This window comes from Glutamicibacter sp. NPDC090743 (assembly GCF_044769125.1).
Lineage (GTDB): Bacteria > Actinomycetota > Actinomycetes > Actinomycetales > Micrococcaceae > Glutamicibacter.
This window is the reverse complement of record NZ_JBIVXE010000002.1, coordinates 22,343-36,552: the sequence shown is the minus strand read 5'-3', so window position 1 is coordinate 36,552 and position 14,210 is coordinate 22,343. Positions and strand designations below refer to the sequence as shown.

The window sequence follows — 14,210 nt, the reverse complement described above, 5'->3', positions numbered from 1 at the left end:
ACAAGGAGCGTTTAAATGGGTCGCAAGATCGTGCGCCGCCGCGTGGTCAGGGCAACGCTGGAGGGCTCCCGCGTCCGCGAGGAAAAGCTGGCCGGCGAGGAGCCGCTGGAGATCCGCTTCGGCCATACCTCCTACACCACCTCCATGCGCACCCCGGGCGACGACTTCGACATGGTCACCGGATTCCTGGTGGGCGAGGGAATCATTTCCGCGCCCGAGCATCTGGCCTCCCTGCGCTACTGCGCCGGCACCGATGAAGCAGGCAACCAGACCTATAACGTCATCGAGGTGCAGCTGGGCGCGGGGGCGAAGCATCCTGATCTCCTGGCTGCCCGCAATGTGGTCACCAGTTCAGCATGCGGGATCTGCGGCACCAACTCCATTGACGAAGTGCGCAAGAAAGCCGCCTTCGTACCCTCCCCGGAATCGGGGCGGGTTGGGCTGGAAACGCTGCTGGGCATGCCTGACACCTTGCGCGAATCGCAGCAGCTGTTCTCCGCTACCGGGGGAGTGCACGCGGCCGGGTTGTTCTCCACCGCCGGGGAATTGCTGATCCTGCGCGAAGACGTCGGGCGTCATAATGCGGTGGACAAGGTCATCGGAGCGGCCCTGCGCGACGGGTTGCTGCCGCTGGGCGACACCGTCCTGCAGGTCTCCGGACGCGCCTCCTTCGAGCTGGTGCAGAAGGCCGCGATGGCTGGAATTCCGGTGCTCGCAGCGGTCAGTGCGCCCTCGTCGCTGGCCGCTGACCTGGCCGAGGAATCGGGTCTGACGCTGGCCGCTTTTTCCCGCAGGCACAGCGTGAACATTTATACACATGCGGATCGGGTGATCAGGGCGTAGCCTTGTAATATGTGAGCTGGATATCAGTACCGGCCGCGCTACCAATAGGAGGGTCTCATGCATCGTTCGGCACCCAAAAAGGACATCAACGAAGATGAACTGAAGGTCAGCGAACCCAAGCACGCCGCCGCCGGCCTCAAGGCCGTGATGGTATCCATGGAGCGCGGCTTCGCCGAAGCCGGCCCGTCGCGTACGCTGCGTTCGATGCTGCGCGTCAACCAGCACGACGGCTTCGACTGCCCGGGCTGCGCGTGGCCTGAATCCATCACCGGCAAGCGCAAGCCCGCCGAGTTCTGCGAGAACGGCGCCAAGGCCATCGCCGAGGAAGCCAGCGCCCGCACCGTCACCCCGGAGTGGTTTGCGCAGCACTCCATCGAGGACCTGCGCGACAAGACCGAATACTGGCTGGGCTCGCAGGGCCGGATCACCGCTCCGATGATCATTCGCGAGGGGGAGACCCATTACTCCCCGATCAGCTGGGCGCAGGCCTTCTCGACCATCGCCGAGCACGTGAACGCGACCACCCCGGACAAGTGCGTGTTCTACACCTCCGGGCGCACCGCGAACGAGACCGCGTTCATGTACCAGCTGCTCGCCCGCTCGCTGGGCACCAACAACCTGCCCGACTGCTCGAACATGTGCCACGAATCCTCGGGCAGCGCGCTGAACCCGACCATCGGCATCGGCAAGGGCACCGTGTCATTGGAAGACTTCGATCATGCGGACCTGATCTTCGTGGTGGGCCAGAACCCCGGCACCAACCATCCGCGCATGCTCTCCGCGCTGGCCGATGCGCGCAAGCGCGGCGCCCGCATCGTTGCCGTGAACCCGCTGCCGGAGGCAGGCTTCTTCGGGTTCAAGGACCCGCAGACCGTGGGCGGCATGCTGGGCAAGGCCGACCCGATTTCCAGCGACTTCCTGCAGATCAAGGTCGGCGGCGACCTGGCCCTGTTCCAGGCCTTCGGCCACCTGCTGCTCGAAGAAGAGAAGAAGCATCCGGGCACCGTGGTGGACCACGAGTTCATCGCCGGGGTCACCGACGGGTTCGAGGCCTACCAAGCCGCGCGCGCCACCTTGGATTGGGAAGCTACCGAGGAAGCCACCGGCCTGACCCGCACCCAGATCACCGAGATCGCGATGCTGCTGGCCAAGTCCAAGGCCACCATCATCTGCTGGGCGCTGGGCTTGACCCAGCAGCCGCACTCGGTGCCGACGCTGAAGGAAATCATCAACCTGCTGCTTTTGCAGGGCAACTTCGGCAAGCCAGGCGCTGGCGCCTGCCCGGTGCGCGGGCACTCCAATGTGCAGGGCGATCGCACCATGGGCATCTGGGAGAAGCCCGGCGAGCAGCTGCTCGAAGCGCTGGATGCCGAATTCGGCATCGAATCCCCGCGCGCCCACGGCTACGATTCCACCGAGGCCCTGCATGCCTTCGAGAAGGACGAAGTGGACGTGTTCGTCTCCATGGGCGGCAACTTCGCCCTGGCCAACTCGGACACCGAAGCGCTGGAGGCGGGCATGCAGCGTGCCAAGCTGACCGTGCACATCTCCACCAAGCCCAACCGCTCGCATGTGGTGCACGGCAAGACCTCGCTGATCCTGCCGACCCTGGGCCGCACCGACAAGGACGACAAGCACCCCACCGGTGCGCAGTTCCTTTCGGTGGAGGACTCCATGTCGGTGATCAAGTCCACCCGCGGCCGGCTCACCCCGGTCTCCGAGCACCTGCTGGCCGAGCCGGTCATCGTTGCCCGCATGGCCCAGGCCATCCTGGGCGATGGGCACCCGGTCAACTGGCGTGCCATGGCCGAGGACTACGACGTGATCCGCGACCACATCGAGAAGGTGCTGCCCGGCTTCGAGGACTTCAACACCCGGGTGCGGGAGAAGAACGGCTTCGTGCTGCCCAATCCGCCGCGCGATACCCGCTCCTTCGCCACGGACATCGGCAAAGGCCGCTTCACCGTGTCGGACTTTGAAGCGCTGGAAGCTCCCGAAGGCCACCTGATCCTGCAGACCATGCGCAGCCACGACCAGTACAACACCACCTTCTACGGGCTCGATGACCGCTACCGCGGGATCAAGGACGGCCGCCGGGTCATCCTGATCAACCCGGAGGACCTGGCCGAGACCGGGTACAGCGACCGGGACCTGGTGGACGTGATCTCCACCTTCGCCGGCTCCGAGCGCCGTGCCAACCGTTTCCGCCTGGTGTCCTACCCGACGGCCAAGGGCTGCGTGGCGGCCTACTACCCGGAGGCCAACGCGCTGGTACACCGCGATCTGGTGGCCCGCGAGTCCAATACGCCGGGTTTCAAGGCGATGATGGTGCGTTTCGTCGAGCACACCCAGCAGCCCGGACGCACGCTGGATAGCTGACCTGGAGCAGTGCTAAGCGCTTGACGTAATGCACCTCGCAGCCATTTGCGCTTCACCAGCTGTCAACCTGGCAGGCTTGTGCGGGAGAATTGACGGCGGGGCGCATCCCGAACGCATGGGGTGCGCCAATCCGCAGTCCACCGAAGAGGAAATTCCCCATGAGTGCTGCCCGCAGCCAATCCGCTGAGAGCATCAGACCCGAAGACGAACGCCTGCCCGCGCCGAAAACCGTGGCCTACGGTTTCCAGCATGTGCTGACCATGTACGGCGGCATCATCGCTCCGCCGCTGGTGATGGGCGGGGCTGCGGGAATGGACACGGCCGAAATGGGCGTGCTCGTCGCCAGCTGCCTGTTCATCGGCGGCCTGGCCACCATCCTGCAAACCCTGGGCGTGCCATTCTTCGGCGCCCAGCTGCCGCTGGTCCAGGGCACGTCCTTCTCCGGGGTGGCCACCATGATCGCCATCCTCAACGGCGGGGGAGGCATGCCGGCAGTCTTCGGCGCGGTGCTCGCCTCGGGCGCCATAGGCATCGTCATTGCCCCGTTCTTCGCCAAGCTGCTGCGCTTCTTCCCGCCGGTGGTCACCGGCGTGGTGATTACGATTATCGGCGTCTCGCTCTTCCCGGTCACCGCCGACTGGGCCATGGGCGGGGCGGGCGCAGGGGATTCCTATGGCTCGATCAAGAACATCGCCCTGGCCGCCATTACCCTGCTGATCCTGCTGGCGCTGTCCAAGTCCGGCATCCCTGCGCTCTCGCGGCTGTCCATCCTGCTGTCCATTGCGTTGGGCACCCTGGTGGCAGTGTTCATGGGCATGGCCGATTTCTCGCAGGTGCTCACCGGCGACATTTTCGCGGTTCCCACTCCGTTCGCCTTCGGCGCCCCGGTCTTCGAGATCGGCGCCATCATCTCGATGATGATCGTCATCCTGGTGACCTATACCGAAACCACCGCAGACATGCTCGCCGTGGCCGAGGTGACCGGATCCAAGGTGGATTCGCGGCGCATCGCCAACGGCCTGCGCGCCGACATGCTCTCCTCCACCGTCGCCCCGATCTTCAACACCTTCACCCAGTCGGCCTTCGCGCAGAACGTCGGGCTGGTGGCCATTACCGGTGTGAAGAGCCGCTTCGTGGTGGCCGCCGGTGGCGGCATCCTGGTGGTCCTCGGCCTGCTGCCAGTGCTTGGCCGCGTGGTCGCCTCCATCCCCTCCCCGGTGCTGGGCGGGGCCGGCGTGGTGCTGTTCGGCTCGGTAGCGGCCGCAGGCATCCGCACCTTGGCCAAGGCCAAGGATGACAACATGAACATGCTGATCATCGCGACCTCGCTGGCCTTCGGCTGCATTCCCATGGTCAAGCCCGACTTCTACGCCGAATTCCCTGCCTGGGTTGGCACCATCTTCCAGTCCAGCATCTCCTCGGCAACCATCATGGCGGTGCTGCTGAACATCATCTTCAACGAGCTGAACTGGGGCAAGAAGGAAACGTCGCTGCGCACCGTCTACAAGTACCAGCTGGCCGGCCTTGAAGACGGCGACCGCCTGATCGATGGCAAGCTGTACGACTCGAAGGGCCTGGAAATCCAGGTCATCTCGGAGCAGCCAGGCCACGCCGGTGATCGTCCGATGCCGCAGGGCTAGCGGCAACTCCGAATCCGAATAGCGAAATGCCCCAGTTCACAAGCGTGAACTGGGGCGTTTGGCGTGAAGGCTGCTACTGGTTGGAGTCCTTCTGCTTGTCACCGGTCATGGTGATGGGCTGGACCCCTGAATTCGGGAAGCAGCCGATAGGGCTCTGGCCGGATTCGGCGACGATATCCAGGCACTTGGACGTCAAGGTTTCCGGAGTCAGCGAGCGTTCCAGGATCTTATTGGCTTCGGCTTCAGCGGTGCTGGTCTGCTTGCGCTGCTGGGCCACGCGGGTTTTGGCGGTTTCCGCCTGCAGTTCGTTGATGCGGTTCTGCGTCGGCTCGTCGAAGTTGATGATCGGCAAGGTAACCGAGCGGATCTCGATCTGGGTCTTGACCTTGGCCTGCATCTTTTCCTGGACGGACTTCGCCAGGCCTTCCAGGTCCTGGCCGCCGCTGGCCGGTTCGCCGTATTCCAGCGGATCATAGGTGGCCATGACCTCGTTCAAAGCGGCGCGGAAGTTGCGGTCGACGAGGTTGGACTGGATGCCCTCGAAGGTGCGGTAATCCAGGAACACGTCCATCGCATCGTCGGTCTTCAGCTGCCACTGGATCGAGGCGTCAACGTCGGCTCGGCCGTTGTTGCCCAGGCGAACCGGGATGGCGCTGCTGGCGGAGTAGACGTCGTTCTGCACCGAGCCATCCAGCTTCTCGACCTTTTCCCATGGCCACTTCAGGTGGAAGCCGTTGCTCACCACGGAGGTCGGCTTGCCCAGCGCGACCTTCACGCCTACAGTGCGTGGCTGCACGATGGTGGTGGACATGATGGCCAGCACGATCAGCGAGACGATGAAGATGCTGATTCCGGTGAAGCGCGTGGAAGAGCGGTTCTTGTTTTCTGGCTTCATGGATTTGCTGGCAAGCATGACGAGCAATCCTACGACGGCGCAAATGACCGCAAGAATAGTGGGGAACATGATCTCCTCGATGGTGTGACGGTAATTTATATTCTATCGTTTAGATAATTGAGAACAAATTCAGACACCGCAACACAGCAGAATGATCTGCCATCGACCGGAAATAGGCACTTCGGGCGCTAGACTCGGAGGCATGCAAAAACGAGAACTTGGACGTACCCACCGCAACGTGTCGGCCATTGGCCTGGGCACCTGGCAACTAGGCGCTGACTGGGGCTCGGTAGACGAGACCGACGCTCTAGCCGTACTCGATGCCGCCTATGAAGCCGGCGTGAGCTTCTTCGACACCGCCGATGTCTACGGCGATGGCCGCAGCGAGCAGCTGATCGGCACTTGGCTGAAGGCCAACCCGGATGCCGGGGTCACCGTGGCCACCAAAATGGGCCGCCGTGTCGAGCAGCTGCCGGAGAACTACAACCTGGATGCCTTCCGCGCGTGGAATGACCGCTCCCGCGAGAATCTGGGCGTGGACACCCTGGACCTGGTCCAACTGCACTGCCCGCCAACCCCGGTGTACTCCACCGATGCGATCTACGATGCGCTGGACACCATGGTGGATGAAGGCCGGATGGCCAACTACGGCGTTTCGGTGGAAACCGTGGACGAGGCGCTGGCGGCTATTGCCCGCCCGAACATTGCCACCGTGCAGATCATCATCAACGCCTTCCGCCACAAGCCGCTGGAAACCGTGCTTCCGGCAGCCCGAGAGGCAGGGGTGGGGATCATCGCCCGGGTGCCGCTGGCCAGCGGATTGCTGACCAACCGCTACACCCTGCAGACCGAGTTCGCCAAGGACGACCACCGCAACTTCAACCGCGACGGCTCCTCCTTCGACGTCGGGGAGACCTTCTCCGGCGTGGACTACGCCACCGGTCTTCAAGCCGCTGGCGAGTTCGCCAAGCTGGCTGCCGCCGAGGCGCCCGAAGCCACCAGTGCCCAGGTGGCTTTGGCTTGGCTGGCCGCCCAGGACGGGGTGAGCACCATCATCCCCGGAGCCCGCAATGCGCAGCAGGCCCGCGCCAACGCGGCCGCCGGTTCGCTGCAGATTTCCGAGGGATTCAACGCCTCGGTCCGCGATCTCTACGACGCCAAGCTGCGCGAACAGATCCACCCGCGCTGGTAGCAGCACGGGTGGGATGCCGTTCCTAGCCTTGCGGCGCCCCGACCGGGATGCTGGCACCTAGTGCCACCGGCTCGGCGGGGCGCTGCTGTCCCCGCTCGGAAACATATTCCAGCTCGGTATCCGGTGCGGCGGTGTTCACGAAGGAACGGAAGCGCTTGAGCTTCACCGGGTCGGCCAAGGTAGCGGCCCACTCGTCCTCGTAGTTGGCCACGTGGGTTTCCATGGCCGCTTCCAACTCGTCGGCCAGGCCCAGCGAATCCTCGATCACCACCTGCTTGGCCCGTTCCAATCCGCCATCCAGGTCCTGCAGCCAATGCGCGGTGCGCTGCAGCTTGTCAGCGGTGCGGATGTAGTACATCAGGTAGCGGTCGATGTACTTGATCAGCGTTTGATCATCCAGCCCGCCGGCCAGCAGTTGGGCATGGGCCGGGTTGGCGCCACCGTTGCCGCCCACATACAGGTTCCAGCCATCGGTGGTGGCGATCACGCCGATGTCCTTGGCGCGGGCCTCGGCGCACTCGCGGGCACAGCCCGAAACGCCCATCTTCAGCTTGTGCGGTGCCCGCAGGCCCCGGTAGCGCAGCTCCATTTCGATGCCCAGCGCGGTGGAATCGAGCATGCCGTATCGGCACCAGGATGAACCGACGCAGGTCTTCACATTGCGCAACGACTTGCCGTAGGCCTGGCCCGATTCGAAGCCGGCGTCCACCAGCTCACGCCAGATCTCGGGCAGCTGCTCCAAGCGGGCGCCGAACATGTCGATGCGCAGGCCGCCGGTGAGCTTGGTGTACAGGCCGTATTTCTGCGCCACCGCGGCAATCACGCCGAGCTTCTCGGGGGTGATCTCCCCGCCCGGGATGCGCGGCACCACCGAATAGGTGCCGTCCTTCTGCATATTGGCCAGCACGCGGTCGTTGGTGTCCTGGGCGCCGGCAAGACCTGCATCCATCGGGTGGGCGCTGGTCTGCGAGGAGAGGATATTGGCGATCACCGGCTTGCAGATATCGCAGCCCTGGCCGCTGCCGAAACGTTCCATCACCTCGCCGAAGGCCTGCAACCCGGCCACGCGGATGGCTTCGTAGAGTTCCGGACGGGAGAAGGAAATATGCTCGCATAGGGCGGTGGACACTTCCGCGCCGTCCTTGAGCATCTGCGCTTCCATGAGCTTCTTGAGCATCGGCACGCATGACCCGCACTGGGTGCCGGCACGGGTGCACCCCTTCAGCCCGGAGACGGTGGTGACCGGCGCTTCGCCCTCGAAGCAGCCGCAACCCGAGACGGCATCGCGGATGGTGCCGGCGGTGACCGAATTGCAGGAGCACAGCACCGCATCATCGGGCAGTTCGCCTTCTGGGGCCTCGCCGCCCAGGGCGCTGAGGTACGCTCCCGGCTCGCCGGGCAGTTCCCGGCCGAGCAGCGGGCGCAACGACTGGTACGGGGTGGCATCGCCAACGAAAATGCCGCCGAGCAGTGTCTTGGCATCGGAGGAGACCACGAGCTTCTGGTACAGGCCACGCGGGGCATCGGCATAGACCACTTCCAGCGCCCCCTCGGCGCGGGCGAAGCCATCGCCGAAGCTGGCCACGTCCACACCGGAGAGCTTGAGCTTGGTGGCGGTGTCGAAGCCGGCGAATTCGGCTTCGCCCCCGGCCAGCTGTTCGGCCACGATTTCCGCCATGGCGTTGGCCGGAGCGACCAGGCCGATGCAGAAACCGTCGTAGTTCGCGACCTCGCCGATAGCCCAGATGTGCTCGATATCGGTGGCGCAATGCGCGTCGATGACCACGCCGCCGCGGGGGCCCATGCCGAAACGGGGTGCCGGGCTGCCTGCTTCGTCAAGGGCCGCGTTGTAATTGCGGATCAGCTCATCGCGGGGACGAACACCGATCGAAACGACCACCATATCCGCATCGATGGTGCGTTCATCAGCCATCAGCACGCCGGTGACAGCCGTGCTGCCAGACTCCTGGCTGGTCAGGATTTCTTGCGGGAAAACGCCGTTGTGGACGGTGAATCCGGTTTGCTCGATGAGCCGGCCCATGGCCTGGCCAGCGCCTTCATCCAGCTGGGTGCCCATCAGCCATTTGCCGCCATCAATGACTACTGCCTCCGCACCCAGTGCTTGGGCACCCGCGGCAGCTTCCAAACCGAGCAGCCCGCCACCGATGGTAGCTACCACCGGGGTGCGGTCCAGGGAAGCTGAAAGTTCCTTGACCTTCTGCGCGATGGACCAGACATCTTCCAGCGTGCGGTACACAAAGGTGTGCTCGTTGCCGGCAATGGGCAACGTGGCCGCGTTGGAACCGGTGGCCAGCACCAATTCGTCGTAGCTGAAGATGCGTCCGTCTTCCGTGGTGACCGTGCGCTTGGTGCTGTCGATAGCGATGGCCTTGGCGTTGGTTTCCAAGGTGACATGCTCGGCTTCCCAGAGCTTCGGATCGCCGAGGGTGAGATCGACTCCGGGGTTGGTTAACGCCTGGGAGAGCGCCACGCGATCATAGGGAAGGTGGGTTTCTTCGGTCAATACCGTGATGCTCAGATCCTGCGGTCCGCGGCTGGCCAGGGCTTCGGTGAAGCGGTGGGCTGCGGGACCGCCGCCGATAACCAGGATGTGGCGTGCATTGTGTGGAGTACCCATGATCAATTTCGACTTTCGCTGGGAAACGGTGAGTTTCAGGCTGATGAGTCCACTGTAGAAAGCATGCTTTGCGCCGCAATTACCCTTGTGTTTCGGCCGGAGCAATTCTCTCCACCATCAGACGAAAGCCGGGTGAAGCGGCTGAAACATATTCGAATCATTCGCAATGGGCAATCGCTGTGCAAAGGGAAAAGGACATGATAAACCAGCGGATTTCCGGGAGAATCCAGGATTCACGGTGCCCATTTTTGCTGTTAGGCATGCTTTACGGACTGGCAACGGCTGGAAGCATCGGGCGAAACATGCGGCTTCTAAGCTCGGTATGTCAGCAGATGCCAACCACGAAGGGCTTACGTTCATGAGCACGCAAATTGCAGAAGACACCCGTGAAGCTACTTTGAGCTTGGCTCCGCTTTGCCGCAGTGCAGAGCTGGAGCGTGGGTGGGGAGAAGCGCTGTGGCTTGAGGCCACACAGCTAGCCCTGTTCCGTACCGAAGAAGATGCCTTCTACGCAACCTCGCATCACTGCCCGAACAGCGGCGCGAAGGTCATGGCCCGCGGCATTCTGGGCGACACCATGGTCGAAGGAACCAGCGTGGCCACCGTTGCCTGCCCGCTGCACAAGGAAGTGTACCGACTGGATACCGGCGAATGCCTGAACGCCGATTCGCTGCCGCTGCCAGTGCAGCGGCTCATGGAAATCGAGGGACAGCTATGGATGGAGCAGAGCAAATGAGTATCAGATCAGATCGCAGCCTGAACGTAGAGCATTCGGCCTGGCAAGGCTGGTACGAACTGAACGACGAGACGGATTCGCTTGCAACCAATTAGCTCCGGCTATCGCGTTTTCCAGCGGTGGCGTGCAAGAATAAGGCAACTCGCATCATCATCCAAACGCAGGGACGAAAGCTCATGGCTTTCGTCCCTGCGTCTTTGCGTTCCGGCCGGGCATAGGCAAAGGCGGCCAGCTCGCTGGGAGCCGACTGCCCATTGGAGTCATTGCGCCAGAGCAGGCGCCTTGGCCAGCAACTCTTCGATCTTCGCTTTGCACCCGCCGCATCCGGTGCCCGCACGGCAGTTCTCGCCGACCTCGGCGACGGTGGTGCAACCAGCGCCTACAGCATGGGCTACCTGGCCGTAGGTAGCGCCCGAACAGCGGCACAGCTGATCATCATCGCTGGGGATAGCAGCGATTTGATCCGTTGCCGGATCATCCAGCCGCAACAGGTTGGAGCGGTCTTCAGGCAAGGCGGTGGCCCGTTCATACGCCAGCACGAGTTCGGCACTGGTTTGCGGCAATCCCATGGCCAGGAATCCGGTGACCGTATCCTGCCGGGTGACGATCTTCAGATAGCGTCCGCGCGCAGGGTCCGCATAGATTGTTGCCTGCAGATCGGTATCGTCCCAATAACCGGCGCTGATATCGCCGGCGGCGGTCAGCTCGATGCCTTGCCCCTTGAACATCAATACATCAGAAGCAGAGAAGTCCGGGGCAACAAACGGATCGGATGCCCCAGAACCAGTCAGCCGCAACAATTGCTGGGACAACCATGCGGCTTGGGCCCAGCCCGGGGCCAGCAATCCGACCGGTGGCTGTCCTGCAACTTCGGCACAGTCACCGACGGCGAAAATTCGCTGCTCGGTATCGGCGCAAAGGAATTCATCAGTCTTAATACCGCGGCCCACCGGTAATCCGCAGCCCGAGGCCAGCTCTGTTCTGGCTCTCACACCCGTGGAAATGAGCAGGGCATCAGCCTGGATCAGTCCGTGGGTGGAAGTCATCAGGCCGGTGAAACCCTGTGCATCCTTCTGAATGCCACTGGCCTTCGCACCGGGGATCACCTCGACACCCGCTTCACGCAGATTACGTGTCAGCAGCGCCCCTCCATCCGCATCCACGACGCGTCCCAAGGGAGCCGGACCATGATGCACCAGCACCGGTTGCGCGCCGGTGCGCGCAATGGCCAAGGCCGCCTCGATACCCAGAACTCCGCCGCCGAGAATCAAAATGCGCTGGCCAAGATCGATTGATTTGCGCAGCTGGTGGGCGTCATCCACCGTGCGCAGGGCGAAGACTCCGGCTGGCAGTGAAGCATCAGCGTGCGGATCGAAATTCAGGCCGTTGAGCGTGGGGATCACCGCCCGGGCGCCGGTGGCGAACACAAGCCGGTCGTAGGACACATAGTCATTGCCGCCCAGATGGATCCGGCGCCGTGAGCGATCGATGCCGGTAGCCTGCACGCCCAAGCGCACGTCGACTCCGGCATCGGCCAAGCGCTGCGGATCCACCATGCCCAGGTGTTCGAACTCGGCGGCTCCCGCTGCCAGTTCAGCGAGCAGCACACGGTTGTAGGCCAGGTGGTCTTCGGCGCTGATGATGGTGATGGCGCAGTGGCCGGCCGCCGTTGCCGGGAGCAGCCCTTCGACAAGGGACGCGGCGACGGGGCCGAAGCCAATGATGATAATGCGTTGCGGGCGTTGCTCGTTCATTGTTCCTCTTTCACAGCGCTCAGCGAAACATGGGCGTGCTTGAATTCCGGCATCTTGCTGTGCGGGTCGACCTTCGCCTCGGTCAGCAGGTTTGCGGTACCGGAATCCGGGTAGTGGAAGGGCAGGAAGACCGTGTCCAGCCGGGCATCAGCGGTCAGCAGCGCGCGGGCGGTGACTTCCCCGCGTTCATTGCTGATCACGACCTTTTGTCCTTGGGCAATCTGGTGGGCTAGGGCTGTGGCCGGATGGATTTCCAGCAGCGGTTCCGGAGCGGCCTGGGCCAGCTCGGGGACCCGGCGCGTCTGGGCGCCAGACTGGTAGTGCTCCAGCAGCCGGCCGGTCACCAGGGACACGGCCGCGTTGTTCTTCCGGGGTTCCGGTTGGAAAGCAACTGGCACCAGCACTGCACGCCGATCCGCATGCGCAAAACCGTCAAGGAATAGCCGAGGGGTTCCATTGCGGATGCCGCGCTCGGCCTTCACTTCGGTGCCTGCAGGGCACGGCCAGTAGATGACCGCCCCGGCATCGAGGTCATCCCAGCTCACCCCCGAGTAGTCCGCCAGGCCACCGGCTGACGCTTCTTTGAGTTCTTCGAAAACTTCCCCCGGATCGGGGGAGAAGTGGCCGGGAGCATCCAGCCGCTGGGCGAGCTGGGCGAGGATCCACAGTTCGCCGCGCGCATGTTCCGGTGCCGCCAAGGCAGCGCGGCGGCGCAGGATCCGCCCCTCCAAGTTGGTCATGCTGCCTTCTTCTTCAGCCCATTGCAGCACCGGCAAGACCAGGTCCGCTCGGGCTGCAGTCTCCGAGAGGAAGAAGTCGCAGACCACCAGGAAATCCAGCCTGGACAGTGCGTGGATCACGCGCGACGCATCGGGTGCGGAGATCACCGGGTTGGCCCCGTGGACCATCAGCATGCGCGGACCGGTGGGGGTACCTAGCGCGTCAAGGAGTTCAACGGCGGGAAGCCCGGGACCGGGAATGGTTTCTGGGGCAACGCCCCAGACGCGGGCAACCTGTGCACGGTGTTCCGGGTCGGTGATCTTGCGGTAGCCGGGAAGCTGGTCGCACTTTTGCCCGTGTTCCCGACCGCCCTGCCCGTTGCCCTGGCCGGTGATGGTGCCGTAGCCGCCGGCCAGGGTTCCGGGCAAGCCGAGCAGCAGCGCGAGGTTGATCGCGGCGGTGACCGTATCGGTGCCGTTGGAATGCTGCTCGATGCCGCGGCCGGTGAGGATGTAGACGGGCTTGCCGCCGGCCTTCGCTTCGCTGGCCGCCTGGGCCAGGGCCCGGGCGGTGCGCCGGATCTGCTCGGCAGGAACACCGGTGACCTGGGCGGTGCGTTCTGGCCACCAGCTGGCCAAGGAGGCTTTCACTGCATCGAAACCGTTGGTGCGGGCGGCCAAGTAGCTGGTATCGGCCAGGGACTCGGCCACCAGCACGTGGGCCAAGCCCAGCAGCAGCGGTAGGTCGGTGGCCGGGGTCGGCTGCAGGTGCCAGCCAGCATTATCGGCGCAGAGCTTGGCTGTTGCAGAACGGCGAGGATCAACCACGATCAGCCCGCCGTTCTCACGGGCTCCGGCCAGATGCCGGACAAAGGGCGGCATGGTATCGGCCACATTGGAACCGAGCATCAGGATCATCCCGGCCGAATCCAGATCAGCCAGCGGGAAAGGCAATCCCCGGTCCAAGCCGAAGGCGCGGTTGGTGCCGGCGGCTGCCGAGGACATGCAGAACCGTCCGTTGTAGTCGATCCGCGAGGTACCTAGGGCCAGCCGCGCGAACTTGCCCAGCTGGTAGGCCTTTTCATTGGTCAGCGAACCGGAACCGAAGACCGCGAGTGCGTCGGCTCCGGATTCGGCTCGGATGCCCAGCGCCTTTTCGGCAACCAGATCCAGCGCATGCTCCCAGCTAACCGGGGCAAAGCTTCCATCGGGCTGGCGGAGCAGGGGTGATTGCAGGCGTTCTGGGTGATCGAGCAGCGTGGCGGCGCTATAGCCTTTGCGGCACAGGGCCCCGCCATTGGTCTCGAAGTCCCGTCCCTTCAGGCTCACCGGTTCGGTGCCGTGATCCTGCTGGTTGGCTTCCAAGGTGATGCCGCACTGCAGGGCGCAATAGGGGCAATGAGTGTCGGTCATC

General features: G+C 63.9%; 9 protein-coding genes. 5 read left to right on the top strand and 4 right to left on the bottom strand.

Features of this window, described 5'->3' with window-relative positions:
- Positions 1–15 precede the first annotated feature (15 nt).
- From fdhD to ACIQTS_RS03465, 3 genes are all read left to right on the top strand, one after another.
- Positions 16–843 (top strand): formate dehydrogenase accessory sulfurtransferase FdhD, encoded by an 828-nt coding sequence (gene fdhD / locus ACIQTS_RS03475; protein ID WP_402471267.1) that lies wholly within the window; start codon positions 16–18, stop codon positions 841–843.
- 57 nt (positions 844–900) lie between these two features.
- Positions 901–3,222: an FdhF/YdeP family oxidoreductase gene (locus tag ACIQTS_RS03470; protein WP_365942740.1), complete on the top strand. Its 2,322-nt coding sequence runs from the start codon at positions 901–903 to the stop codon at positions 3,220–3,222.
- A 158-nt stretch (positions 3,223–3,380) separates the two neighbouring features.
- Positions 3,381–4,862, top strand: coding sequence for a nucleobase:cation symporter-2 family protein (locus ACIQTS_RS03465; protein WP_105656189.1), 1,482 nt, complete (start codon positions 3,381–3,383; stop codon positions 4,860–4,862).
- 73 nt (positions 4,863–4,935) lie between these two features.
- Here the strand turns inward: ACIQTS_RS03465 and ACIQTS_RS03460 are convergent, their stop codons facing one another.
- Positions 4,936–5,826: an SPFH domain-containing protein gene (locus tag ACIQTS_RS03460; protein WP_105656190.1), complete on the bottom strand. Its 891-nt coding sequence runs from the start codon at positions 5,824–5,826 to the stop codon at positions 4,936–4,938.
- Between the two features lie 133 nt (positions 5,827–5,959).
- Between ACIQTS_RS03460 and ACIQTS_RS03455 the strand changes: the two genes are divergently transcribed.
- Positions 5,960–6,949 carry an aldo/keto reductase gene (locus ACIQTS_RS03455; protein WP_402471264.1) on the top strand — a complete coding sequence of 330 codons (990 nt, stop codon included), beginning with the start codon at positions 5,960–5,962 and terminating at the stop codon, positions 6,947–6,949.
- Between the two features lie 22 nt (positions 6,950–6,971).
- Here the strand turns inward: ACIQTS_RS03455 and nirB are convergent, their stop codons facing one another.
- The gene (gene nirB / locus ACIQTS_RS03450) at positions 6,972–9,587 is read right to left on the bottom strand and encodes a nitrite reductase large subunit NirB (RefSeq protein ID WP_402471262.1); all 2,616 of its coding nucleotides are present in this window, start codon (positions 9,585–9,587) and stop codon (positions 6,972–6,974) included.
- Between the two features lie 358 nt (positions 9,588–9,945).
- Between nirB and nirD the strand changes: the two genes are divergently transcribed.
- Positions 9,946–10,323, top strand: a complete 378-nt coding sequence (nirD, locus tag ACIQTS_RS03445) for a nitrite reductase small subunit NirD (protein WP_105662151.1) — start codon at positions 9,946–9,948, stop codon at positions 10,321–10,323.
- Positions 10,324–10,583: 260 nt separating this feature from the next.
- On the opposite strand, the gene ACIQTS_RS03440 is transcribed toward nirD, so the two are convergent.
- Both ACIQTS_RS03440 and ACIQTS_RS03435 read right to left on the bottom strand, forming a co-directional pair.
- Complete coding sequence (locus ACIQTS_RS03440; protein WP_402471259.1) at positions 10,584–12,077, bottom strand: FAD-dependent oxidoreductase; 1,494 nt, start codon at positions 12,075–12,077, stop codon at positions 10,584–10,586.
- The gene (locus ACIQTS_RS03435) at positions 12,074–14,209 is read right to left on the bottom strand and encodes a molybdopterin oxidoreductase family protein (RefSeq protein ID WP_402471256.1); all 2,136 of its coding nucleotides are present in this window, start codon (positions 14,207–14,209) and stop codon (positions 12,074–12,076) included. Before ACIQTS_RS03435 ends, ACIQTS_RS03440 begins: the two co-directional genes overlap by 4 nt.
- Between the last annotated feature and the right edge of the window lies 1 nt (position 14,210).